This window comes from Micrococcus sp. KRD096 (genome assembly GCF_017168495.1).
GTDB lineage: Bacteria > Actinomycetota > Actinomycetes > Actinomycetales > Micrococcaceae > Micrococcus > Micrococcus luteus.
Genome location: NZ_JABFAY010000022.1, coordinates 29,381 through 53,168, shown reverse-complemented (window position 1 = coordinate 53,168; position 23,788 = coordinate 29,381). Strand labels below are relative to the sequence as shown.

Below are 23,788 nucleotides of genomic sequence, written 5' to 3'. Positions count from 1 at the left end.
ACACCATGGACGAGGACGAGGACGAGGAGAGCCAGGACCAGGCCGCGGCGGCCGCCGTGCCGACCGAGCCCGAGGACATCACCCCCGAGGCCCAGGACCAGACCCCGGCCGTCGTCGCAGTCACCGAGACCGCAGGACCCGCCGAGACTGCCCCCGAGCCCGAGCCCGAGCCCGAGCCCGAGCCCGAGCCCGAGCCCGAGCCCGAGCCCGAGCCGGCCGCGACCGCCGAGCCGGCGCAGCAGGAGGCGGCCACCGATCTCCACGACACGTCCCCCGCGGAGGACGAGGACGAGAAGGACGCCGCCCCCGAGCAGCTGGCCTCGACCGACCCGCAGAAGCAGATCGACCTGGACGCCGCACACCTGCTGGAGCAGGCCACCACCCAGGCCCCGATGATCCTGATGCTCGGCGAGCTCAAGCTCGTCGGCGCCCAGGGCCAGGCCCCCGTCACCGCGGCCACCGGCGAGGTCTCGACGACCCAGACCGCCCGCTGCGTCGCCCTGGCCGCCTACCTGGCCCTGCACCCCGGCGCGAGCGCCGAGGCCGTCCACGCCGCGTTCTGGCCCACCCAGCGCTCCGACGGCAAGTCCGCCTCCAGCAACCGCAACAAGCTCACCGGCCAGACCCGCCGCCTGCTCGGCCAGGCCGCGGACGGCACCCCCTACCTGCCCGCCGTGGGCAGCGAGGGCTACCGCGTCCACGAGGACGTGCTCACCGACTGGCAGGTCGTGCAGTCCCTGATCGGCGATGACCCCGTGAAGGCCTCCACCCCCGCCCTGGTCGCCGCCATGCGTCTGGTGAGGGGAGTGCCCTTCGAGCACGCCAAGGCCTCCAACGTCGCCTGGACCGAGACCCTGGTCCAGGAGATGGTCCAGACCATCTGCGACGCCGCCCACGAGCTCGTGGCCCGCTCCCTGGCCGCCGGCCACCGCGAGCACGCCCAGCTGGCCGCCCGCGTCGGCCGCGCGATCGACCCCGCCAACGAGGCCGCCTGGCGCGACGCTCTGGTCACCGAGGCCGCCGCCGGCAACCACACCGAGGTCACCCGCCTGATCGAGAAGCTCTACTCCTACCTGGAGTCCTTCGAGGAGGACCTCGAGCCCGAGGTGGAGACCACCGCCCTGATCGAGGAGCTGCGGGCCCATGGCTACCGTGTCGCCTGATCTCCACGACACGTCCCCCGCGGCCACCGACCCCGCGCCGGCGCCCTACACGGTGCCGCCGCGGACGGTGCGCACCCTGATCGGTCCCGGCGGGGCCCTGGCTGCCCTGCTGGGCATCGCCGGCGCCGCGGTCGCCGGGCTGCCCGTGCTCATGGTCCACGCCGCGCTCGCCCTGATCGCCCTGGCCTGCCTGGGCATCTACATGGCGCGCGTGGACCGGGCCCACCGGCTCATCCCGAACTGGGCCGTGGCCGCCCTGGGCGCCATCAACCTCGGCGCCGCGGTGGGGCTGCTGGTCACCGGATACGGCGCCTGGGCCCTCCAGGGGCTGGTGGTCACCGTGATCGCCGCCGTCGTGCTGATGGTGATGCACCTGATCGGCGGCACCGGCATGGGCGACGTCAAGCTCGTCACCGTGGCCGCCCTGGCCATCGGTGTCCACGGCCCCGGTGCCTGGGTGCTGGCCATCCTGGCCAGCTACGTGCTCGCCGCCCTGTTCGGCGCGGTCCCGGCCCTGCTGCGCGGCCAGCGCAAGACCCGCGTGCCCATGGCCCCGTACCTCGTCGCCGGGCACGTGCTCGCCTTGCTCGCCGTCCTGGGCTACCTGGCATCCTGACCAGGTGCCCCGCACCTTCTCCGCCCGCGACCGCCGTGCGCTGACCGGCCTGCTCACCGCCGGGCTCAAGCACGCCCAGCTCGACGACCTCACCGCGGCCCACCCTGTTCCCGGCGACCCCGGCCACGACTCCGGCAAGGCCGGTCGCGTGGGCCTGATCGTGGCCACCTGGCTCGCCAGCGGCGACCACACCGGACTCACCAGCGCCCTCGAGCTGCTCGAGACCGCCAAGCTGCCCCCGGCCCGCCACGCCGACCTCGCCCGCCTGCAACGGAAGGCCGGCCTGGACTCCACGCCACAACCCACGCCAGAAGCCGAGCCAGAAGGCACCCTCGCCGCGGATGGTGCGACGGAGTCGCCGCTGCCGGCCGCGCCGGCCGAGGAAGCGGCGCCGCCCGCATCTCCGCGACACGTCCCCCTGGTCCTCCTCCAGGACCTAGCCGAGGACCACCCCGCGGTCCAGGCCCTGCTGGCCGCCGGCCTCGAGGTCGGGCACCTCGAGCACACCTCGACGATCCCCGCCGACGCGTTGCTGCTGCACCCGGCGCATGAAAGCTGACCCCGGAACGGGGAGGGACATCAGCGCCGGATGCCGGCCTTATGGGAAGTGAGGGCCGGCCACGGCCCCGGCCATCTCCGACCGAGGAGCACCCATGTACACGATCTACACCAGCCCCGGCTGCGGCCCCTGCATGACCGTGAAGGCCCACCTGCGCGCCCACAAGATCCCGCACACCCTCGTCGACGTCTCCCAGGACCCCGCGGCCGTCGAGAAGCTGCGCAAGATGGGCTACTCCAGCGCGCCGGTCACCGTGGACGAGGCAACCGGGGAGCACTGGCACGGATACCTCCCCGACCGCTACGCCTCCCCGGCCCCGGAGGCCGCGCCGGCCGCCGACGTGCAGGCCACGATCGACGTGGGCCCCGTCGAGGCCGGCGAGCACGTGCTCTGGGACCCCCGCCAGGGTCACCTGCTGATCATCGGCGACCGCGACAGCGGCAAGAGCGTGATCCAGCGCGGGATCATGGAGACCGCGGTCTCCGTGGGCTGGCAGGCCTGGGGCCTGGGCCTGCCCGGGGAGCTGGACAAGGTCGAGGACCATCGGTATGCGCAGGTGGTCACCGCCGACGTCAGCGACCAGCTCGAGCGAATCCGTGCCGCCAGCGAGCTGATGCGCGAGCGCTACCACCTGGTGGAGGTCGCCTCCCTCGCCAAGGAGCACCCCGAGCCCTTCCAGCCCATCGTGCTCGTCCTGGACGACTACGCCCATCTGCGCCAGCGCTGGGCCGACCTCGCCCCGGCCGGGGAACACGAGGCTGACGTCGCCGAGAACCTCCTGCTGGGCATCCACCGCCTGGGCCGCTCCGTCGGCATCCACCTGTCCGTCTCCTGCCGCGGCATCGCCCACCACCTGGGCCAGATCATGGCCGCCGGCTCCACCGTGGTGCACACCTCGCTCTGGCGCAGCTCCCTGGAGACGGAGATGGCCCATGCCAGGTGACCGTCGCCGCCTGGCCCGCCACCGCAGCCGCCACTGCGGCGCCCACACCCTGGCCGCCGAGCTCGCCCTGCTGGCCCACGTCGGCCAACCGACCCCGGACGGCGACACCGACGATCTCCACGACACGTCCCCGCCTGCGGTGCTGCCCGGCCAGCTCGACGCGCTGGACCTGCTCCCTACCGAGGAGGCTTAGCGCAATGTAGGGTTGCCCTAACTGTCAGATCGACCGGAGGTCCCCATGGCCTACTCCAACCGCGAGCGTCCCGGAGGGCGCGCTGGCCTGCGCGACAACACCCCCACCACGTTCCGCCCCGTGGCCTACCGCAACCTCGCCGCCCGCAAGAACCTGTGGGCGGACTACACCACGGGCCGGGGCGTGTTGGACAACGGGCAGGCGGTGCCGCCGAAGATCGGCCCCCGTCGGAAGAACCCGAACCTCACCGACATGCTCGACACTGCGGCCGCCGTCGGTGTGGACCGGATCTTCTTCACGGGCAAGACCCCGGTGGCCACGCCGGGCAAGCGCCACTGGCTGCTGGTGCAGACTCCCGGCTGGATCGACGGAGGACACAACCTCGGCTCCCCGGCCACCGGCCGTTTCGAGCACCGCCAGACCGGCAAGCGCATGCTGGTGCAGTTCGTCTCCGGGTGGTTCGGCGACGCCCCGCTGAGCCCGGATCAGGCCCGCCTGGCCTGGCAGGCCACCGAAGGCATCATCGGTGCGCACTTCCGCGGAGCCAAGCTCATGGACAGCCCCACCGCCACCGGCGCCAACCTCTGGGCCCTGACCCTGCCGAAGAACCTCGAGCCGTACCCGCTGACCGAGGACATCGCCGAGGAGCTGCACCGCACCTCCGGCCAGCACCACGTCGAGCACCTCGTGGCCGGATCCTCCTCGGACACTCACCCGGACTGCATCCCCCTGCACGACCCGGCGAAGACCCCCAAGATCGACGGCTTCGCCTACGTCGACGGCCGCTTCATGTACGGAGCCATGTGCAGTGAGCTGGGCATCGGCCCCGGGTACCGGCTGCGCCGCGACGACACCGCGGACATGCTCCGGGAGAACCCCTACGCCCGCGCTCGCGTGCACGTGCAGTTCAAGGTCCCCGACACCTGGGACCACATCGGCCTGATCGGCGTCCAGCACGAGAAGGCTTCCGAGGGCTGGTACTGGCCCAACCGCCCCGGCGCCACCGGGAGCGCCTGGATCGACGCCGCCGAGTTCTTCGTCGCCGCCCGCCACGGCTGGCAGCTGGACCCCATCGAGTCCGTCGCGTTCACCACCGATGTCCCCGGCGCCCGCGACCGCGACCGGCGCGTGCGTGCACGCCCGCTGGACACCTGGAAGGACAACCTGGTCAAGGCTCGCGCCGCCGTCGCCGGCGACCCGCTGATGGACGAGATCATCAAGACCGCCGTCTCCGCGGCACTGCGTTCGATCCTGATCAACACGATCGGCAACTTCGCGGCCCGCGGGCGCGTGCAGACCCACATCACCTTCGACCCCAAGGAGGTCCCGGCCAACGCCCCCGACGTCAAGCAGCACGGCAAGGCCTTCATCTGGACCACCAAGCCGCGCTTCGACGGCCAGGCTCAGCGCTACTACCACCCCGAGTTCGCCGTGCAGGTCTGGGGCCGGGCCCGGGCGCGCATGCTCTCCGGACCCATGGCCGGTGGCCTCCAGGGCGGGGCCCTGCACGTGCCGGCCCACACCCTGCTGGGCGTGCGCGGCGACGCGATCTACACCACCGAGGTCCCCGCTTGGTCCCTGACCGAGGAGCGTGGCGGCGGCGATGACGGCCGGGTGGGACGCATGCGCCTCCAGGGCTACGTCCCCGGACCGCTGAAGATTCCCGCCGACGAGACCGCCCGCAACAGGCTGCGTGCCAAGGCCGCGCGCCTGGGCGTGGACGCCGCCTACTCCGAATACGAGATGCAGGCCGCCCCCGTCGACGGGACGGACTACCTGCCCGGCGACGACGAGCAGGAGGCCGACGGTGAGTGACCCGGCACAGCTGAGCCCCGCCGAGCTCGTCACCCGGGTGCGCTCGGCCTACGGACTCACCTGGGCCGAACTCGGCGCGGCCATGAACCGCTCCCCGCGCATGATGCAGAAGATCGCCCGCGGGGAGACCTCGGGCGAGTCCTACCGGGACGCGCTGACCGAGCTACACGAGACCGGCGCCGTCTCCAAGGCACCCCGACGTCGGCGCAACGCCGCCGGCAAGATCGTGCCCGTGCGAGCCAAGCGAGGTGCCAAGAAGCCCACCGTGGTCCCCAAGGACACCCGGCGCGGGCCCTCCCTGACCCGCCACTCCACCACGACCACCCACCTGCCCGACGGCAACCGCATCGTGCGGATCCAGCTGCCCAAGACCGTCGGATCGCCCGAGCGCGGGGCCGGCCTGCACGCGGCCCGCATGTCCATCGTCAACGTCGCCCGCGGCGCCCGCCACCAGGACAAGCGCGTGCACATCCGCGCCACCGTGGACATCGGCGGCGGCCGCACCCGCACCTTCGACGTCGGCTCCAAGGGCGGCTACCTGGCCGCCGACGTCGTCTCCGACGTGCGCGACCGCAACGGCGGGGACATGGGCGGCTGGATCGCCTCCCAGATGGGCGACCGCTACGCCCGCGACGCCGTCACGCAGGGCCAGCTGGTGGGGCTGTCCGTGACCAGCTTCAACGCCGTGCGCTCCAAGGAGGAGCGCGTGGCCCAGGACGAGGCCGGCGCCCGCCGGTGGGGACGACGAGGAGGACGCACCCGATGGGGATGAATCAGCACGAGAAGCCGGCCCCGCCGGCACGCCGGTGGGGCGAGGCCCTGGACCCCCACGCCCACCAGGGCCCCTACCGGCCCCCCGCAGCACTGCTGGACATCCTCGCCCGCGCGGCTGGGGCCAATTCCTACGAGACGGCCACCACCGCCGTGCGCAACCGCGCGGCCAGTGCGGCCACCGAGCTGCACGAGGCGGGCCTGGACCCGCGCGTGATCGGCCTGATCGCCGAGCCGCGGGTCAACGAGCTGCTGGGCGTGGCCGAGCGCTCGGCCCGCTCCCTGCGCCAGCGCGACCACCAGTTCCCCGAGCCGGTCACCCGCGGACGGCTCTGGTGCGAGGCCGACGTCGTCGACTACTTGGCCTTCAAGCACGAGACCTCCCCGCGACCCCGGGCCCTGCGCAGCGCCCGTGTGGCCCAGCGCGAGAAGGGCACGCAGATCCGCTCCTAAACTGCGGCCATGGAGTACCTCTTCGAGAACATGGCCGGCGTCTGCCCGCACTGCCAGGCCTACGCGGCCATGGACCCTGAGTCCCGCATTGAGATCTACCCGAGGTACGCGCATCTCGACGAGGAGCCGTACCGGCCCTCGCCGACGAACGACTCTCCGCCGCCGACCTCGGGGGCGCGAGAGATCGTGGTGATGCAGTGCCACCGCTGCGAGCAGCCTGTCACCGTCATGGACACATGGTCCGAGCACCAGTGGGATGAAGGCACGGAGCCACGCCGGCTCTCCCGCACGCTGGTCTACCCGCTCGCCGCGGTCCGCCACCTGCCCGAGGAGGCGCCGGAGAAGATGCGCTCGCTCTACCGGGAGGCCAGCCTGTGTGAGAGCGCGGGAGCTCTGCGCGCCGCTGGCGTGCTCTACCGCGCGGCCACCGAGGAGATGGTCGAGGACCAGGGCGGCACCGGCCGGGACCTCAAGGCCAAGATCAACAGCCTGACCCCGCGGCTGGACGCGGAGCTGCTGGAGGACCTGCACGAGTCCCGCCTCGTGGGCAACGACAGCATCCATGTCGGCGTGCAGTACGCCGCCGAGGAGATCGCCGACGTCGCCGAGCTGCTCTGGGAGGCCGCCTTCGTCCTCTACGAGCAGCCGGCCCAGAAGGCCAGCATGCGCGCGGCACGCAAGGCCCGCCACGACGCCGCCCGCGGCCCGCGCGCGGCGTCGTGATCCCGGTCTACGAGCCGCCGGCCTTCCGCAGCCCCGAGGAGGTCCACTCCGCGCTCTACCAGGACGCCCCCTACGTGCGGGTCATGCTCCCCGACCGGGGACGGGTCGATGCGATGGCTGCCCGCTGGTCGAGCACCCATGTGCTGATCGCCTGGGAGGAGGCGCCCAGCACCGAACGGTTGCAGGCATGGGTGCCCGCTGGGTGGGTCACCCGCATTCGGGCAGAAGAATCGGCCTGGCGCGCCCCCTACGGGCGCACGCACGGCTAGGGTGTGTCTGAGAAACCGTCCAGTCGGGTATACCCACTAGGGCATGTCTGACAATCGTTTGGACCATGCGATCACAGCATTCAGCACCACAGCGGACCGGTAGACGATCGCGTACTTGTCATACCGGGTCGCCAGACCCCGCCACTGCTTCAGGTGAGCGTACTGACGCTCGATGACGTTGCGGCCCTTGTAGGCGTCCGCGTCGAGGCTGACGGGGCGCCCGCCGCGGGCACCGCGCCGTCTGCGGTGGCCCTGCTGGTCGGCCGGTTCGGGGATGACCGCTTTGATCCCACGGGCGCGTAGGTGGGTGCGGATCGCCCGGGAGGAGTACGCCTTATCGCCCAGCACCGCCTCGGGGCGGGTCCGGGGCCGCCCTACCGGCCGGGTCACGCGCAGCTGCTCCAGAAGAGGAAGCAGCATCGGGGAGTCCCCTGCCTGGCCGGGGGTGATCAGGCTGACCAGCGGCAGCCCGGTCCCGTCCACGAGCTGATGGATCTTCGTGCTCAGCCCGCCACGGGAGCGCCCGATGCCGTGATCGGCCGGTTCCTCACGCGGATTCTTGTAGTTCGACCCATCCCCCTGTGAGGCGGGTGATGTTCGTCGCGTGCTGATGCGCGCGGGCGATCGTGGAGTCCACCGAGACCGACCAATCGATCAGGCCTTCGGCGTCAGCGGCGGCGGTCAGCGTGGCCAGCACCGTGTCCCAGGTGCCTTCTTCGGCCAAGCGCCGATGCCAGGTCCACACGGTCTGCCAGGGCCCGTAGACCTCGGGCAGATCCCTCCAAGCGATTCCGCACCTGTATCGGTAGATGATCGCCTCCACCATGGTGCGGGCGTCGGCGAACGGCCTGCCGGCGCGGCCGGTCCGGGTCGGGAGCATCGGGGCGATCAACTCCCATTGGGCGTCGGAGAGCATCTGGAACCGGGACATGTCCCCAGGGTCTCAGCTGACTCGTGCATCTATTCTCAGACACGCCCTAGGTCGCGGGCGAGTACCGCCGGGTAGCTCGGGCCCTCGAGGAGTGTCATGAGGATGCGGGAGCGGGTCGGGTCGGCCATCGCCCGGCCCAGCCGGTTCATCACGTCCAGCCGCGAAGCAATAGTCAGCATGCGCTGACCATACAGAACCTGCTGACCTCTCGTGTGTGGCTCCCGCTGCTGATATCTGCATAGGTGTATGGTCGTGGCATGAGTGTGACGCCGTTGGATTCGTGTCAGGTCACCGCCGTCCATCCGGAGAAGGTGGCGCTGACCCGGGAGAGGATCCCCGACGAGCGCGAGGCCGGCAGGTTGGCCGGGCTGTTCAAGCTCCTGGGGGACCCGCGCCGTGCCCGGGCGCTGTATGCGTTGCTGGAGGCCGGCGAGCTGTGCGTGTGTGACCTGGCGGCGTCGGTCGATGTCGCGGAGGCGTCGGTGTCCCAGGTGCTGCGGGTGCTGCGTTCCGCTGGGGTGGTCGAGAACCGCCGGGAGGGGCGGATGGTGTACTACCGCCTCGCTGACGGGCATGTGCGGATGCTGCTGGACGTCTCCCGTGAGCACGCCCGCCACGAGGGGCAGGGCTGATGGGGGCGGGACACAGCCATGCCCCGGCGACCGGGCATGCCGGTGGCCGCTACCGTCGGCGGCTGGCGGGGGCGTTCGCCCTGACGGCGGGCTTCTTCCTGATCGAGCTGGTCGCGGGGCTGGTGTCGGGGTCGTTGGCGCTGCTGTCGGATGCCGGGCACATGGCTGCCGATGTGGTGGTGCTGGGTGCGGCGCTGCTGGCGACGCGCATCGCGAGCCGGCCGGACTCCACGGGGCGACGCACCTATGGCTCCTACCGGGCCGAGGTGTTCGCCTCGGCGTTGGCGGTGCTGGCGATGCTCGCGGTCGGGGTGTACGTGGTGGTCGAGGCCATCAGCCGGCTGGGCGACGCGCCGGAGGTGGCCTCCGGCGCCATGCTCGCGGTCGGCTTCGCCGGCCTGGTGATCAACATCATCTCCATGCTGCTGCTGCGCAGCGGGACCAAGGACAGCCTGAACGTCAAGGGCGCCTACTACGAGGTGATCGCCGACGCCGCCGGGTCGGTGGGTGTCATGGTCGCCGGCGTGCTGATCATCCTCACCGGCCAGCCGATCTGGGACGTCGTGGTCGCGGCGCTCATCGCGGTCTTCGTCATCATCCGGGCGGTGGTTCTGGGCAGGCAGGTGATCGCGGTGCTGGGCCAGCACGCCCCGGAAGGGGTGGACCCGGAGGACGTCGCCGGTGACCTGGACGCGGTCGAGGGGGTGGAGGAGGTCCACGACCTGCACCTGTGGACCCTGACGTCGGGGATGAACGTGGCCACGGCCCACCTGGTCGCTGACCAGGGCGCGGACCACGGCGCCGTGCTTGCCGGCGCGCGCCGGGTGCTGCGCGACCGTTACGGTATCGCCCATGCCACCTTGCAGGTGGAGGGCGCCGGCAGCGACGGCTGTCACGACCTGAGCTGGTAGCACTCGGCACGGAAGCCCGCTCGCGAGAGCCGCACATGCTTGAGCAACGTCTTAGGAGCGCGCGATGACCGCGAAGCACGGCAAGGGCCCCGGGCCGGACGAGGGCCAGCGGCCGGCCCGGCGCGGGGTGGTGCTCACCCTGCTGGGGATCGGTCTGGTCGCCGCGGCTTACGTGGTGACGATCGTGGTCATGGTGGTGCGGTGACGCGGCCCAAACGGACCGCGGCCTCATGGCGGCGCCGCAAGGCGGTCATCGCGTCGTCCAGTGCTGTCCTCGTCGGGTCGAGCACGTAGAGGTCGTGAAGACGTCCAGATATAGGCCTGGGACGGGAGTTCTTGCATCGACTGAACTCCCCGGTGGTTGCAGGTCCGATACGCAGGGGTGCCAGTAAGTAGGGCTGATCGGCGCCCATTTTCTTGTCTCGCGCCCCGGGGCGAGGCGGTCCCCTATCGGTGTCCCTGTGTGCGGGGCAGGTTCACGCCGCGCAGCAGGAGAGCTTGGCGATGTCGGTGGTGAAGGCCTGCGCGGTGAGCTTGAGGCCTTCGGCCATGGTCAGGTAGGGGCTCCAGAGGTTGGCGACCTGGCTGGTGGTCATGCCGGCCTCGAGCATGTAGACCCCGGCGGCGGCGAGGCCGCCGGCGTCCTGGGCCAGGGCGGTAATGCCGATGATGCGGCCGGTGTCGGCGTCGGTGACCATCTTGATGAACCCGCGGGTGTCGCGGTTGACGATCGCGCGTGGGACGTGCGCGAGTGACAGGACACGGCTGTCGTAGCGGATCCCGGCAGCGGAGGCCTGCCGTTCGGTCATCCCGACGGCGGCCAGGGCGGGGCTGGTGAACACGACCCGGGGCAGGTGGCGGTAGTCGACCTCGAGGCCGGCGCCGGTGAGGGCGTTGTCGGCGACGAGGGCGCCGTGGGCCGCGGCGACGTACACGAACTGACGGTGGGCGGTGACGTCACCGGCAGCCCAGACGCGCGGGTTGGTGCTGCGCAGATGGCTGTCGACAACCACCTCGCCGTGGTCGCCGGTGCGCACGTCGACGGTGTCGAGACCGAGCGTGGCGGTGACCGGGCGGCGCCCGGTGGCGACGAGTACCTCGGCCGCCCGGAGTTCCTGTGAGCCGTCAGTGGTGGTGGCAGTGACCGTGACCTCGCCGGTGGCCGGGTCGCGGCGGACCGCGCTGGGCACCGCGCCGCGGATGATCTGGATGCCTTCGTCCGTGAAGATCTCATCCAGGGCGGTGGACGCCTCGGGTTCTTCCTGGGACGCCAGCCGTGAGCGGACCAGCATGGTGACCCGGACGCCGAGCCGAGCGAAGAGCTGGGCCTGCTCCATCGCGACGTAGCCGCCGCCGATGACCAGCAGCGACTCCGGGACGTGGTCCAGTTCCATCGCGGTGGTCGAGGTCAGGTAACCGGCCTCCTGCAGGCCGGGGACCGGCGGCGCCCAGGGCCTGGAGCCGGTGGCGATGAGGTAGTGCGCGGCCCGGACCGTCTCCACCGTGCCGTCAGGGCCGGTGACGCGCAGTGCCGGCTCGCTGGGTGTGCCGACGAACGTGGCGTCCCCGGGGTGGAGATCCCATCCGTACTCGGTGGCCAGGTCCAGGTACTTCTCGCCACGCAGTGACCCGACGAGCCGATCCTTGCCGGCGATCAAGGCGGGCATGTCGACCGGCCGGACTTCGGGGAGCGGCAGGCCGGGGAACCGGGAGGCGTCGAGTGTGACGTGGCGGGCCTCGGCGGTCGCGAGCAAGGCCTTGGAGGGCACGCACCCGGTGTTCACGCAGGTACCGCCGACGGTGCCACGCTCGATCATCACCACCCGTCTGCCGAGGTTGGTGGCGCGGATCGCGGCCGCGAACGCCGCCCCACCGGACCCGATCATTGCCAGGTCATACGACCTGCTGTTAGCCGTTGCCGTCATGAACTCCTCCTTCATCGCCCTCAGGATCGACCTTCCAGTGCACTGGAAGGTCAAGGGGGAGAATGAGTGGCATGCGGATCGGTGAGGTGGCTCGGGCGTCGGGCACGACGAGCAAGACCCTGCGGTACTACGAGGAGGTCGGGCTGCTACCCGCCGCGGACCGCACCCCGGCGGGCTACCGGGACTACGGCGCCGAGGTGCTCGACCGGCTGGACTTCATCCGCCGGGGGCAAGCGGCCGGGCTGACCCTGGCCCAGATCGGTCAGGTGCTGGACATCCGCGACCGGGGGCAGGCCCCCTGCCGGCACGTCACCGACCTGCTCGACACCCGCCTTGATGTGATCGACCGGCAACTCGCCGAGCTCGCGCAGCTACGCACCACGATCGCCGACCTGCGCGAGGACGCCGCCGCCGGCGACCCGGCCATGTGCTCCCCCGAGGATGTCTGCCGCTACCTGTGACACCGAAGTCACGGGCCCGTGGCAGCGCATGGCGGCCCACTCTGTTGCGTTGGGGTGTTAGACCTTTCGCAACGGTTCTGTTGCGCGGGGTGCACCCTATCGCGACGCCTATTCCTCCGGCCTGCCGTCGGCCGCTGTCCCGGTGAAGGATCGGCTTGCGGAACGTGAGCCTCACTCGCAGCGCCCTCTTGCCCGCGTGCTTGGAGGCCGCCACTGAGCTCCGACAGAACCCCGCCATATAGCGGCGCAAGCCACACATGACACCGGGCGGCACACCGAGCAGCCGCCACAAACGACCGATTTAGCCGTTACACGCCCGTGAGTCGGAGCATGACTGAGCCCATTGAGGCCGGAATGGGGGGCGAGGCCACTGTGCCGATTCTGATTCTTTGTCCACACCACCGCGGGGGCCGTTTCAGCGGCCCCCGCGGTGGTGTTGCCGAGGTGTGGACTCAAGCCGCGCGGGGCAACACTCCGCGCAAGACGTCGGTGAGGGTGACGACCCCAGTGAACCGGTTGTCCTGGGTCACTGCGGCCAGCTGGCGGCTGTTGCGGCGCATGGAGGCAAGTGCTTCGTGCAACGGTGTGGTGGAGGGCAGCGTCAGAGCCTGCTGGATAAGCGGCTGGATTGGCGCAGAAGGCTCCATCGTGAGGGTGTCCCGCACGTGGACGACGCCCGGAACGCTCTCAGGGGTATGGTCCGGCTGGACCAGGATACGCAAGTGCCCTGAGCACGCAGCGGCATTCTGGACCGCCTCGACGTCGGCGTCGGGGGCGACCTTGACCGGGTGCTGACCCTGGGGGAGGAGGTCCCCGAGAGTGAGGGTCTGAAGGTCCAGGGCACCGGCCAAGGCTTCATGGTTCTGCCGGTCCAGGGTGCCGGCGGCGGCGGAGTGCTCAACCAGCTGACGAATGGCCGCTGCGTCGTAGCCGCCCACGGCGGCTTGGTCCACGGGGGTGACGCCGCTGAGGGTCACCAGGCGGTTGGCCAGCCGGTTGGCCAGCAGCAGCAGGGGGCGAACGGTCCAGACGAAGGCGCGTGCGGGCACGGCCACGGCTTTGGCTGCGGTCTCGGGGTGGGCAATGGCCCAGGACTTGGGGGCCATCTCCCCGATGACCAGGTGAAGGAAGGTCACGGCCAGCAAGGACAGGACGAAGGAGGCGGTTCCGGCTGCCGCTGCGGGGATGCCCCAGTCCTCCAGGACGGGGCCGAGCCATGCGTCGACGGCCGGCTTGGTGATCGCCCCCAGGGCGAAGGTGCACAAGGTGATGCCCAACTGGGCTGCGGCGAGCATGAGGGTCAGCTCGTCGACTCCCTTGAGAGCGGCCCGCGCGGCGCGGCTGCGTCCTGCCTCGGCCTCTAGCCGGTGCCGGCGGGCGCCCAGCAGGGAGAACTCCATGATGACGAAGATCGCGCTGAGCACGATCAGCGCTGTGGTCACGAGCATGACGATCAGTGGACCGTGCATCATCGCTCCTCGTCCGTGGTGGCGTCGGGCTGGGCCTCGTGGGCGGCATGGCTGCCGGCGGTGTCAGAGCGGGGCACCTCGATGAGGTGGATCCGCAGTCGAGCCGGGACCCTGCGTTGGATGGAGAGGACCTCGACCTGCAGGTGGCGGTCGTAGACCTCCTCAGCCCCGAAGTCTCGTGGGTCCTCGGGCAGGTCGATCGTGATGACCTCGCCTTCCCGGGGCAGACGGCCCAGAGCGTCGATGGTCAGACCGGCGGCGGACTCGGCCTCGGTCACGGGCAGGGGGTGCCCGACGAGGCGCTCGAGCTCGTCCAGGTGGGCCTCTGCGCTCAGGACCCAGGAGTGCAGGCCTGTGGCGGTGATCTCCTCCTGGGGGTGCAGGTCGTGCTCGTCCGTGAGCTCGCCCACGAGCTCCTCCGCGAGGTCTTCCACTGTGAGCACGCCGACGAAGCCGCCGAACTCGTCCACGATGCACGCCATCTGCTGCCCTGAGCCGTCGAGCTCCCGGGCTGCGTCGGGCAGGGACATCATCGTGGGCAGCACCAGTGCAGGGCGCATCAGGGCGGACACGGGGGTGTCCGGGGCCATCCGGGTCTCACCGAGCAGGTCGGTGAGGTGGACTACCCCGAGCGGTTCGTGTTCGTTCGAGATCACCGGGTAGCGGGTGTGGCCGGTGGCCATCAGGTCGCGCACCTGAGCCAGGGAGGTCTGGGGCTGAACCTCGTCCACACGCGAGCGGGGCACCATCGCGTGCTGCACGTCCTGGTCTGGGAAGTCCAGCACCCGGTCGATCAGGACGGAGACCTCCGCGGGCAAGGATCCGGAAGCTCTGGAGTCCAGGGCAATGCGGTCCAGGTCCTCGGCGGAGGCGGTGCTGTCGACGTCGTGCACTGGCTCGATGCGCAGGAGCTTGAGCAGCACCTCGGCCGCCTTGTCGAAGACCCAGATGAGCCAGCCGAACAGGCCGAGGTAGATCTGTGTGGGCCGGGCCAGAGCGCGGGCCAGGGGCTCGGGGTTGGCGATGGCCAAATTCTTGGGGTACAGCTCGCCGATGATCATCTGCACCAGGGTGGCCACCACCAGTACGCCCAGCGTGGAGATGGCGATGACCACTTCAGAAGGCAGTGCGGTGCCGCCGAGCAACTCGGTCAGGGCCGCACCCACCATCGGCTCTGCCACGTAGCCCACCATGAGGCCTGTGACCGTGATCCCCAGCTGCGCGCCGGAGAGCATGAAGGAGGTGCGGCGAGTGACCTGCAGTGCGCGGGCGGCGGCGCGGTCGCCGGCCTTGGCGGCGGTCTGCAGGCGGACGCGGTCTACAGACATGTACGCGAATTCCTGGGCCACGAAGAAGCCGTTGGCGGCGATGATCGCCAGGATGATGAGGGATCCGAGGATCAGTGTCAGGACTGGATCCATGCCTGAGTCACCTCCCCACGAGGTGCAGGCGACCCCGCCAGCTGCGGGGTGGGGTGGGGGTGACGCTCGGACTGTCACCAGGGCAGGCGGCTGGGCCGTCGCTCATGTATTCAGGGGCTCCATAAGGGGTCGAATGAATAATGGCGGCACATTACCACCGGTAACCGGTCGCAGGGCAAGGTGGGGTGTGGCCTCGCCGCCGACATCGGGCATCTGCCCGCCAGGATGTCCAGCCGGGTATACCCCTTTACACGCCCCGTCCGCCCACGAGAGCATCACGTCAGAAACGGTCCTGTGGAGTTGATCTTTGTGTGGCGGCATCTTGTGGTCGCTGTCTGGCGCTTGACGCCGTCATGACTGGTCGCCCAGACGCGCGTGGAGGTTGCTACCTCGATTTGCGGGTGGCGTACCAGGCGCCGATGATCACCAGGACCTGCGCTGGGATGCGGAGTGCGACGACGGCGGTCGGGATGCCGAGCTTCTCCGTCGCTTCGGGGTTGCGGAGCTGATCGATCGCAGGGGGAAGAGTTCCGGCGAGCATGATGGTCGCGGCCCAACGAGCGATGGGGTTGAGGGGCGGGATGAGGAAGCTTGCCCCGATCCCGGTGAGGGTGACGGTCGCGGCGCCCTGCACTTGGTCGCCATGTTCGGCGATCTGTTCCGGGATGAGGGCGGTGAAGAATTCGCGGTGAGTGGCTTGGATGATGCCGGCTCCGATGAACAGGGTCCCGAGGCCGGTGCGTAGAACGGTCTGCTTCTTCGACATGGTGTTCTCCTAGTTGTGCTGGTCTACTGCGGTGGTGGTGCCGGTGAGGTAGGTCTGGATCGTCGGGGCGATGTGTGCCACGAGCTCGTCGTGCGACATCGCCGTGATCGGGGGAACTTTCACGATGTAGCGAGCCATCGCGACACCGAGCAGGTGCGATGCGGAGATCGCGATGCGCTGCGTCCGCTCGTCGTCGGCCGCTGACGTCTGGTCACGGAGGCGTGCTCCGAGGATGTCGAGGAGCATGGTCGCGGCGTGCTCGGAGGTCGTCGCGGAGCGGACCAGCGAGAGCAGGATCGCGCGAGTGTCGGGCTCTTCCCACATCCGCAGGTAGCTGTCGGTGATGCGGGCGCCGAGTTGGGCAGGGTCGCCCTCGAGGGCGGCGGCCATCCGCTGCGGGATCGTCGTCCGATCGGCGACGGTGCTGGCGAAGAGAGCTACTTTGTCGCCGAAGAAGTGGCGGATCAGCGCGGGGTCGACCCCGGCGGCACCGGCGATGGCCCGCACGGATGCGCCCTCATAGCCGAGTTCGGCGAACAGTTCCTTCGCGGCGTCGAGGATCGCGTCTCGGGTGCCGCTGTCGCCCGAGCGGCGCCCGCTTGGCCGCTTCCTGGTCGTGTCGTCGTTCACCGGGGTCACTGCGTCAGTGTACTCCACGTCTGAGGATTTCCTCAGGCGTGGAATTAGGTCTAGGGTAGCCGCATCAACCTCGTTCCCACTCTCTGGAGACAGCCTCATGGACAGTGCCATCCCCTCGCCCCCACCGCACACGAAATGGCCCGCTGCCGTACTGATCGGCGTCGTCGCGTCGGTGCTTCTCGCCGTGGTGGTGCTGGCGTTCCTGTGGCCGAGCAAGACCTCCGGCACCCACGACCTGCCGGTCAGCGTCGCCGGTCCCGCCGCATCCGTCACCGCGCTCGAGACGGCACTGGGGGAGACGGGGACGTTCGACTTCGTCGAGGCCGCCGACCGTGACGAGGCCGTGGCGCAGATCGAGTCGCGCGAGACCTACGGGGCGATCGTCCTCGGCGACAACCCCGCGGATGCGCCGGAGGTGCTGACCGCACCGGCCGGCAGCGCGGTCGCCGCACAGCTGCTCACCGGCGTGGCGACGCAGTTGCAGGCGCAGATGGCGGAGCAGGTCGCCGCCGCCGGCGGAGACGCCTCCACCGTCAAGGTGGCCGTCACCCCGGTTGTGCCCCTGTCTGGCTCCGATCCCACCGGCGCCGGGCTCGCGGCCGCGTCGTTCCCGCTGGCGATCGGCGGCATGCTCGGCGGCGTACTCATCTCCCTGCTCGTCGTCGGGGCGGTGCGCCGCCTTGCCGCGGTCGGTGCTTTCGCCGTGGCTGCGGGGTTGATCCTGGCGTTCATCATGCAGACCTGGTTCCATTACCTGCAGGGCGACTTCTGGCTGAACGCCCTCGCAATGGGATTGACGATGCTCGCGACCTCGGCGTTCATCGTCGGCTGCACCTCCCTGTTCGGCCGGGTCGGCATGGGTATCGGCGCAGTGGTCACGATCTTCATCGGCATCCCGCTCTCCGCGGCCGCGGTCCCGTGGCAGTTCCTCGCCGCCCCGTGGGGGGCGATCGGCCAGTTCCTCGTGCCGGGCGCCTCGAGCACCCTGATCCGTACCCTCAGCTACTTCCCGGACGCCAGCAGCGCACAGCAGTGGTGGACGCTCACCGGTTGGGTTGCGCTCGGCGTGATCCTCGCCCTGGTCGGTCACTTCCGGAGCCGCCCCAGCATGCACGTGCCCGAATCCACCATCGAATAGCCCACCCTCTCGGCGCACGCCGCGCAACCCTCAGACGACCGCACGACCTGAAGGAGACAAACCCATGAAGATCGGAATCCTGGGCACCGGACGTGTCGCAACCACGCTCGGTGAGCGCCTCATCTCCCGCGGACACACCCTCGTCTACGGCTCCCGAGAACCTGCCAGCGGCAGCGCCACTCAGCAAGACGCAGTGTCAGCCTCGGACATCGTGATCACCGCGATCCCCGGCGCCGCGGTGCTCGACACGCTCGATGCTCTCGGCGATGACGCCCTGACCGGGAAGATTCTGCTCGACCCGTCGGTGCCGGTCGGCGCAGACGGGCAACTGCTGTTCCCGGGCGACAGCCTCGCCCGCCGCGTCCAGGAGCGCTTCCCTGCCCTGCGGGTCGTGAAGACCCTGAACACGATGAACACGAGCATGATGACCGACCCTGCCGACACGGTGGCGAACCCGATGGTCTTCGTCTCTGGCGACGACCCCGACGCCAAGGCGACGGTGCGTGAGCTCCTGCATGATCTGGGGTGGTCGGACCAGGACATCCTCGACCTGGGAGGAGTGGAAACAGCGGTCGGCACCGAGCACGCCTTCCACCTGTTCTTTGGAGTCCTGACGGCGCTGCAGTCTCCGCAATTCACTCTGTCCGTAGCCCGATAGACCCACCAGCTCCGGTGGACCGGACTGGCAACACGAAAGGAAGGTCAACTCTTATGCGACTGCAGAACAAGACCGCATTGATCGCTGGCGGCACGGGCGGAATGGGTCGCGCCAGCGCCCGCCTCTTCGCGAAGGAAGGCGGCACCGTGTTCGTCGCCGCCCGGCGCCCCGAGCCCGGCAACAACCTCGTGAAAGAGATCACCGACGCCGGAGGCCGCGCCCACTTCGTCGAACTCGACACCACCAAGCAGGACCAATGGGATGCTGCTGTGTCCGCCATCAAGGCCGAAACAGGAGCGTTGCACGTGCTGCTGAACATCGTCGGCAGCAACGACCTCACCGTCATCCCCCACGTCGACGTCGCCGAGTGGAACCGCATCTTCGAGGTCAACGTCAACGGCACCCTGATCGGCATGCAGGCCTGCGCCCCTCTAATGAAGGACTCCGGGGGCGGATCGATCATCAACATCGGCTCCGTCGCTGGCATCACAGGCACCTTCTCCGCCGCCTACAGCGCCTCAAAATGGGCCCTCGAAGGGCTGTCCCGCTCGGCCGCGTACACGCTCTCCGACTGGGGCATCCGAGTGAACGTCATCCAGCCCGGCTTCATCGAAACCGACATGACCAAACCGATGACCGCGAACCCGCTGATGCACCACCAGTTCAAGAAGACGATGGAGAACACCATCCTCCTTCGCCGGGCAGGCAAGGCTGAAGAGATTGCCACGACCGCGCTGTTCCTCGCCAGCGACGACTCCTCCTACATCACCGGCACCGACATCGTGGTCGACGGCGGCTGGAGCTCCTCCGCCGCCTACCTCGGTAACGAACGCGAACACAACATGCTCGGCCTCCTCGCCAAGAAAGAAAAAATCGAGCACCTCTTCCATCCCGGCTCCTAAACCGTCTCCACGACAGCTGGACGAACCCGGCGCGCGTGCGCAAGCAGCAGCGACCAGCGTCTCCAAAACCAACAGTTTTACGAGACGCCGTGTTTGGCGACCACGGGGCCGGCGCGAGCTGGGTCGACGGGAGGCCGGGAGTGTCTCGCGAAGTCGTCGCGCCGCGTTCTGTCTCAGACCTTCCGGTGAAGATGATTTATGAGGCATGATCACGTCATGAGGCTTCTGGGGTACACACGGGTGTCGACGGCGGGGCAGGATCCCGCGCTGCAGCTCGACGCTCTCCTCGCGGCTGGGGTGCAGCGGCGGGATGTGTTCTCGGATGTAACGTCCGGCGCGAAGAGCGCGGCAGAGCGTCCGGGCATGAAGAAGCTCCTGTCCTACGCAGAGCCTGAGGACACGGTCGTGGTGTGGAGGATCGATCGGCTGGGGCGATCTCTGATCGACGTGCTCAATACCGTGAACCTGCTGCGAGACCGCGGCGTGAAGATCCAATCCGTCTCCGATGGGATCGACCCCGAGACCTCGTCGGGACGGCTGATGCTCGGGATGCTGGCAACGCTGGCGGAGTATGAGCGGGAGCTGATCACCGAGCGCGTCAACGCCGGCATCGCCGCGGCCCGGGCCCAGGGAACGAAGTTCGGTCGACCGCCCGTGAACCCCGAGGTCGTAGATCGCAAGCTCGCAATCGCCGCCGAAGAACGGGCGAAGGGGCGCACGGCCGAGGAGGCTGCGCGTCTCGTGGGGTGGTCACGGGCGACGCTCTACCGCCACCAGCGGAACACGGCCGCTCGCGAGAGTGTCAAGCAGGCTTGACATGGACGGGCCGCAGAAGTGGAACATTCTGCGGCTCCACATCGAAGACGGCATCCCCTTAGCGAGCCTTGCGCGCGAGACCGGGATCGGCACACGCACGCTCTCACGCTGGCACTCCGCCTATCGAGCCGGTGGCGTCGCCGCTCTCGAACGGACACCGCGCGCCGACGCCGGCGCACGGCGTACTGCGCCTGAGCTGGTGGTGTTCGTGGAGCACCTGGCACTGACCAGACCACGCCCGAGCATCGCCACACTGCATCGCCTGGCAGCGGCCGAGGCCTCGAGAACAGGCAAGAAGCCCCCGAGCTACGCGACGGTGCGTTCGATCGTGCAGGCACTGGATCCCGGCATGGTGACCCTCGCACTCGAGGGCCCAGCCTCCTACCGGGACCGCCACGAACTCGTGTACCTCCACCGTGCCGAACACCCCAATGCCTTGTGGCAGGCCGACCACACCGAGCTCGACATCCTCATCAAGGACCCCAGCGGGAGACCCTCACGGCCCTGGCTGACCACGATCATGGACGACTACTCGCGGGCGATCTGCGGGTACATGGTCTTCGAGGGAGCCCCTTCAGCGATGAACACCGCACTGGCGCTACGCCAGGCGATCTGGCCCAAGAACGATCCGGCCTGGTCGATGTGCGGCATCCCCGACGCTCTCTACGTCGACCACGGCAGTGACTTCACCAGTCACCATCTCGAATACACGGCGATCGCCTTGAAGATCCGCATCATCCACTCCACCGTCGGCCGGCCCCAAGGCAGAGGCAAGATCGAGCGGTTCTTCCAGACCGTCAACACCGAAGTGCTCGCGACCTTGCCTGGACATCTCACCCCGGGCCACCCTCAGGCTGTGCCCGCCCTGGAGCTGGCCGGATTGGACCGAGCGATCGGGGAGTTTGTCGGCCAGTACAACGAGCGCACGCATGCTGCAATTCGTACGAGCCCGAAAGCGGCCTGGATCGGTGAGGGGTGGATGCCGAGGATGCCCGAGAGCCTCGAGGAGCTCGACGGCCTCCTCTTGCGAGTCTCCAAGCACCGCACGATCCAGCGGGACGGCATCCACTTCCAAGGACAGCGCTACCTCTCACCCACGCTCGCCCCCTTCGTCGGGCGCACCATCACCATCCGTTATGACCCTCGCGACCTCTCCGAGATCCGTGTCTATGACCACGACACCTTCGTGTGCACGGCGATCGATGAAGCCCACCCCAACCAGCGGTACAGCCTCCATGACATAGAGACCGCGCGCCGGGCCCGCCGACGAGAACTCCGCCGGGGCATCAACGACCGCATCCCCGCCGCCAATCGATCCCAGCCAGAACCACCCGCGCCACCACCTCCCGCACAGCGGAAGCGGAAGCAGCTACGGACCTACGAAGAGGACGAGTAGATGAGTCGCGATTTCATCGTCACCAAGGAGCACCGCCGCTTCACCGAGTTCGCAGGCGCCATCCGCAAGGACGTCACCATCGGCATCTGCCATGGGGAGGCAGGCGTCGGCAAGACCCAGTCGGCCCGCAGATACGCCCACTGGGACATGCTCGAGCCCTTCATCCAGGACTGGGGGCCGCGCAGCGATGCCGACCTGAAGCACTACGCGGCCGCCCACCGTTCCCGCACCGTCTTCTACACCCCCGAGGTCCTCCCCAAGCACCGTGACCTCATGCGCGATATCGAGTTCTACCGTGCAAAAGTGGGAATCCTGATCTACGAACACCTCTGCGAGATCGGCAAGATCACGACCACGGTGGTGCCCCGCACCATCGACTTCACCGAACTGATCATCATCGATGAAGCCGAGCGACTCACCCCGACAGCACTCGAGCTCCTACGGGACCTCCACGATCGCCACCACGTCGCCCTGATGTTCATCGGCATGCCCGGCATCGACCAGCGTTTCCGCCACTACCCCCAGCTCTACAGCCGCCTCGGCTTCTCCCACCGCTACCGCGCCCTCGCACAAGAGGAGCTGCTGTTCGTTCTGACTCGTCACTGGAAACGCCTCGGCCGCACCCTCGACCCCGAAGACTTCACCGACGCGCAGGCCATCGCCGCGATCGAACGCATCACCCGCGGCAACTTCCGCCTCCTCGAACGGCTATTCCCTCAGATCGGCCGCGTCCTGAAGATCAACCAACTCGACACCATCACCGACGACGTCATCGAAGCTGCCGCCAGCACCTTGGTCACCGGCTAGCGCCACCTACTGACTCACAGAAGCACGCCACTTACTGATCAAGTCCACAGAAACGGTCCCAAACCGAGCTGTTGGACAGAAGTGTCGGAGGGTCTGAGACGTGGTGGGACAGACCGTCGGGTGCGTGTGAGGCCACCCCCGTGGGAGTCGGCCGACGCCCCGCACCCACGAACGTCGGCTCACGTCAGGGCGAGCATGGCGACGCGCCGAGGGGACGGGCGCCGAAGCCTTCTCCCGATAGAACGAGCACGTGGCGAGCCGGTGGTTGAGGGGGCCCGGCACCAGGTCTGCGACGAAGGCCCATGAGGATCTCCAGCCCCGGAAGCCAGGCTCCAGCGCTGGGCAGCTCGGCACTGCTGGGCAGCCGAGCCATCTCCACGAGCTGCGCATCACCGGGATCCCGCTCCCATTCCATGCCTTCCACCGCATTGCCCGTGGCCACCCGCCAGCGGGAGAGGATCTTCTGCGCTCGCTGCAACCGGGCGCTCACTCGGTGTGCGGGACGGGATGGGTCGCCTTCATCGTGGTGGGTCATGCTCCAGTTCGCGGGTCCGAGCGCGGGGCTCTGCTCCTCGTCCGGGAGGGGGAGGAGGGCCACGACGGCTACCCCCAGATCCTCTCGCCGCATCATTCCTGTTCCCCGTCGGCGACGTGGGCGCGGCCGCGCCGCCCGCCGGTGACCTCCAGGGCCTGGACCCGAGGCCCGGACGCGTGGACAGTCGACGAGATGGATGTGTGCGTCGCGGAAGAGATCTGGTGCGGTGGGCCCGGGCGGGGTTCGGGGCAGTGATCGACCTGGTGGTGTCTCAGGTGTGCAAGGAGCGGTGTCGTCGCTGGGGTCAGAAACGAGCGTGTCGTGCCCACCTGTCGGAGGTCGCCCGGGCCATGCGTGCGGACCGGACGGGCACGTTCAGCCCGTCATCCCCACGTCCACGGCCGCCTCGCGCGCGTGCCCCGATGGGAGTGAAGGAACGTGCAGACATGGGAGGGAGAGGACGCTGAGCGGCCGGCACGTCCCACGTGGGCTCACATGTGCAGCGCGTGGCGAGGGCCTCGCCGTCCCGTCCGTCACAATGACCGACTGCGGTCCAGGCTGGAGGGGCCGGGTCGCTAGGGTGGTGCCGTGAAGACCTTCGACGAGCTGTACGCGGAACTGACGCGCAAGGTGCAGGAGCGCCCCGAGGGCTCCGGCACCGTGGCCCAGATCGACGCCGGCGTCCATGCGATCGGCAAGAAGGTCGTCGAGGAGGCGGCCGAGGTCTGGATGGCCGCCGAGTACGAGTCGGATGAGGCCGCCGCCGAGGAGATCTCGCAGCTGCTGTACCACGTGCAGACCATGATGATCGCCCGCGGCATCAGCCTCGAGGACGTCTACCGCCACCTCTGAGGCCGCCGGCCCCGTTCCTGCTGG

The 23,788-nt window shown here is 69.3% G+C and carries 26 protein-coding genes and 2 pseudogenes; 21 read left to right on the top strand and 7 right to left on the bottom strand.

The features are described from left to right. From J1M41_RS11100 to J1M41_RS11055, 10 genes and pseudogenes are all read left to right on the top strand, one after another. Positions 1 to 1,163: pseudogene (locus J1M41_RS11100) on the top strand (hypothetical protein); the annotation flags it as partial. Next, positions 1,144 to 1,779 (top strand): A24 family peptidase, encoded by a 636-nt coding sequence (locus tag J1M41_RS11095; protein ID WP_141724186.1) that lies wholly within the window; start codon positions 1,144 to 1,146, stop codon positions 1,777 to 1,779. The pseudogene J1M41_RS11100 and the gene J1M41_RS11095, both read left to right, overlap by 20 nt. Positions 1,780 to 1,783: 4 nt before the next feature. After that, complete coding sequence (locus J1M41_RS11090) at positions 1,784 to 2,338, top strand: hypothetical protein (protein ID WP_069941616.1); 555 nt, start codon at positions 1,784 to 1,786, stop codon at positions 2,336 to 2,338. Between the two features lie 94 nt (positions 2,339 to 2,432). Beyond that, a complete protein-coding gene (locus tag J1M41_RS11085; RefSeq protein ID WP_069941615.1) occupies positions 2,433 to 3,281 on the top strand; it encodes a glutaredoxin family protein in 849 nt (282 codons plus the stop codon). After that, on the top strand, positions 3,271 to 3,474 hold the full coding sequence (locus tag J1M41_RS11080) for a hypothetical protein (RefSeq protein ID WP_206451751.1): 204 nt from the start codon (positions 3,271 to 3,273) through the stop codon (positions 3,472 to 3,474). Before J1M41_RS11085 ends, J1M41_RS11080 begins: the two co-directional genes overlap by 11 nt. A gap of 45 nt (positions 3,475 to 3,519) precedes the next feature. Then, a complete protein-coding gene (locus J1M41_RS11075; RefSeq protein ID WP_069941614.1) occupies positions 3,520 to 5,289 on the top strand; it encodes a hypothetical protein in 1,770 nt (589 codons plus the stop codon). Then, complete coding sequence (locus J1M41_RS12280; RefSeq protein WP_031943847.1) at positions 5,282 to 6,061, top strand: hypothetical protein; 780 nt, start codon at positions 5,282 to 5,284, stop codon at positions 6,059 to 6,061. The genes J1M41_RS11075 and J1M41_RS12280 overlap by 8 nt, the downstream gene beginning before the upstream one ends. Further along, positions 6,052 to 6,513, top strand: coding sequence for a hypothetical protein (locus J1M41_RS11065; RefSeq protein ID WP_069941613.1), 462 nt, complete (start codon positions 6,052 to 6,054; stop codon positions 6,511 to 6,513). Before J1M41_RS12280 ends, J1M41_RS11065 begins: the two co-directional genes overlap by 10 nt. Before the next feature lie 9 nt (positions 6,514 to 6,522). Continuing rightward, positions 6,523 to 7,236: a DUF4145 domain-containing protein gene (locus J1M41_RS11060; RefSeq protein ID WP_069941612.1), complete on the top strand. Its 714-nt coding sequence runs from the start codon at positions 6,523 to 6,525 to the stop codon at positions 7,234 to 7,236. After that, complete coding sequence (locus tag J1M41_RS11055) at positions 7,233 to 7,505, top strand: hypothetical protein (RefSeq protein ID WP_069941611.1); 273 nt, start codon at positions 7,233 to 7,235, stop codon at positions 7,503 to 7,505. The genes J1M41_RS11060 and J1M41_RS11055 overlap by 4 nt, the downstream gene beginning before the upstream one ends. 36 nt (positions 7,506 to 7,541) lie before the next feature. Here J1M41_RS11055 and J1M41_RS11050 read toward each other — a convergent pair. Both J1M41_RS11050 and J1M41_RS11045 read right to left on the bottom strand, forming a co-directional pair. After that, positions 7,542 to 8,436, bottom strand: a protein-coding gene (locus J1M41_RS11050) for an IS5 family transposase (protein WP_206451750.1) whose coding sequence is annotated in 2 segments (ribosomal slippage) — positions 7,542 to 8,078 and positions 8,080 to 8,436 — 894 coding nt in all. Because the reading frame shifts where the segments join, the coding sequence is not laid out codon by codon here. Between the two features lie 44 nt (positions 8,437 to 8,480). Beyond that, a pseudogene (locus J1M41_RS11045) lies at positions 8,481 to 8,615 on the bottom strand (ArsR family transcriptional regulator); the annotation flags it as partial. A 78-nt stretch (positions 8,616 to 8,693) separates the two neighbouring features. Here J1M41_RS11045 and J1M41_RS11040 point away from each other — a divergent pair. The 3 genes from J1M41_RS11040 (at position 8,694) to J1M41_RS11030 (ending at position 10,184) form a co-directional block, all read left to right on the top strand. Further along, positions 8,694 to 9,068 carry a helix-turn-helix transcriptional regulator gene (locus J1M41_RS11040; RefSeq protein WP_036341507.1) on the top strand — a complete coding sequence of 125 codons (375 nt, stop codon included), beginning with the start codon at positions 8,694 to 8,696 and terminating at the stop codon, positions 9,066 to 9,068. Beyond that, positions 9,068 to 9,979, top strand: coding sequence for a cation diffusion facilitator family transporter (locus J1M41_RS11035; RefSeq protein WP_095695675.1), 912 nt, complete (start codon positions 9,068 to 9,070; stop codon positions 9,977 to 9,979). The genes J1M41_RS11040 and J1M41_RS11035 overlap by 1 nt, the downstream gene beginning before the upstream one ends. A gap of 64 nt (positions 9,980 to 10,043) precedes the next feature. Further along, positions 10,044 to 10,184, top strand: coding sequence for a hypothetical protein (locus J1M41_RS11030; protein ID WP_002854087.1), 141 nt, complete (start codon positions 10,044 to 10,046; stop codon positions 10,182 to 10,184). Positions 10,185 to 10,455: 271 nt separating this feature from the next. On the opposite strand, the gene merA is transcribed toward J1M41_RS11030, so the two are convergent. Further along, positions 10,456 to 11,919: a mercury(II) reductase gene (merA, locus tag J1M41_RS11025; protein ID WP_206451749.1), complete on the bottom strand. Its 1,464-nt coding sequence runs from the start codon at positions 11,917 to 11,919 to the stop codon at positions 10,456 to 10,458. Between the two features lie 56 nt (positions 11,920 to 11,975). Here merA and J1M41_RS11020 point away from each other — a divergent pair, with 56 nt between their 5' ends. Further along, positions 11,976 to 12,365, top strand: a complete 390-nt coding sequence (locus J1M41_RS11020) for a heavy metal-responsive transcriptional regulator (RefSeq protein ID WP_101966230.1) — start codon at positions 11,976 to 11,978, stop codon at positions 12,363 to 12,365. A gap of 452 nt (positions 12,366 to 12,817) precedes the next feature. Here the strand turns inward: J1M41_RS11020 and J1M41_RS11015 are convergent, their stop codons facing one another. The 4 genes from J1M41_RS11015 to J1M41_RS12275 all read right to left on the bottom strand — a co-directional run bounded on the left by J1M41_RS11015 (position 12,818) and on the right by J1M41_RS12275 (position 16,660). Then, on the bottom strand, positions 12,818 to 13,834 hold the full coding sequence (locus J1M41_RS11015) for a CNNM domain-containing protein (RefSeq protein WP_036337237.1): 1,017 nt from the start codon (positions 13,832 to 13,834) through the stop codon (positions 12,818 to 12,820). Then, positions 13,834 to 15,255, bottom strand: coding sequence for a hemolysin family protein (locus J1M41_RS11010; RefSeq protein ID WP_036337238.1), 1,422 nt, complete (start codon positions 15,253 to 15,255; stop codon positions 13,834 to 13,836). The genes J1M41_RS11015 and J1M41_RS11010 overlap by 1 nt, the downstream gene beginning before the upstream one ends. A 385-nt stretch (positions 15,256 to 15,640) precedes the next feature. Then, positions 15,641 to 16,021, bottom strand: coding sequence for a hypothetical protein (locus J1M41_RS11005; protein WP_036313258.1), 381 nt, complete (start codon positions 16,019 to 16,021; stop codon positions 15,641 to 15,643). A gap of 9 nt (positions 16,022 to 16,030) precedes the next feature. Continuing rightward, positions 16,031 to 16,660: a TetR family transcriptional regulator gene (locus tag J1M41_RS12275; RefSeq protein ID WP_276319606.1), complete on the bottom strand. Its 630-nt coding sequence runs from the start codon at positions 16,658 to 16,660 to the stop codon at positions 16,031 to 16,033. A gap of 97 nt (positions 16,661 to 16,757) precedes the next feature. Between J1M41_RS12275 and J1M41_RS10995 the strand changes: the two genes are divergently transcribed. The 7 genes from J1M41_RS10995 (at position 16,758) to J1M41_RS10965 (ending at position 23,764) form a co-directional block, all read left to right on the top strand. Next, positions 16,758 to 17,798 (top strand): hypothetical protein, encoded by a 1,041-nt coding sequence (locus J1M41_RS10995; protein WP_119217310.1) that lies wholly within the window; start codon positions 16,758 to 16,760, stop codon positions 17,796 to 17,798. A 64-nt stretch (positions 17,799 to 17,862) separates the two neighbouring features. Beyond that, the gene (locus J1M41_RS10990) at positions 17,863 to 18,456 is read left to right on the top strand and encodes an NADPH-dependent F420 reductase (RefSeq protein ID WP_101963415.1); all 594 of its coding nucleotides are present in this window, start codon (positions 17,863 to 17,865) and stop codon (positions 18,454 to 18,456) included. A 53-nt stretch (positions 18,457 to 18,509) separates the two neighbouring features. Beyond that, positions 18,510 to 19,358 (top strand): SDR family NAD(P)-dependent oxidoreductase, encoded by an 849-nt coding sequence (locus tag J1M41_RS10985; protein WP_080695846.1) that lies wholly within the window; start codon positions 18,510 to 18,512, stop codon positions 19,356 to 19,358. A gap of 216 nt (positions 19,359 to 19,574) precedes the next feature. Then, positions 19,575 to 20,174 carry a recombinase family protein gene (locus J1M41_RS10980; RefSeq protein ID WP_101963414.1) on the top strand — a complete coding sequence of 200 codons (600 nt, stop codon included), beginning with the start codon at positions 19,575 to 19,577 and terminating at the stop codon, positions 20,172 to 20,174. 1 nt (position 20,175) lies between these two features. Beyond that, entirely contained in the window at positions 20,176 to 21,570 is a 1,395-nt protein-coding gene (locus J1M41_RS10975; RefSeq protein WP_119217308.1) for a Mu transposase C-terminal domain-containing protein, read from the top strand. Further along, on the top strand, positions 21,571 to 22,377 hold the full coding sequence (locus J1M41_RS10970) for an AAA family ATPase (protein ID WP_036313271.1): 807 nt from the start codon (positions 21,571 to 21,573) through the stop codon (positions 22,375 to 22,377). A gap of 1,123 nt (positions 22,378 to 23,500) precedes the next feature. Then, positions 23,501 to 23,764: a phosphoribosyl-ATP diphosphatase gene (locus tag J1M41_RS10965; RefSeq protein WP_010078767.1), complete on the top strand. Its 264-nt coding sequence runs from the start codon at positions 23,501 to 23,503 to the stop codon at positions 23,762 to 23,764. Positions 23,765 to 23,788: the final 24 nt, after the last annotated feature.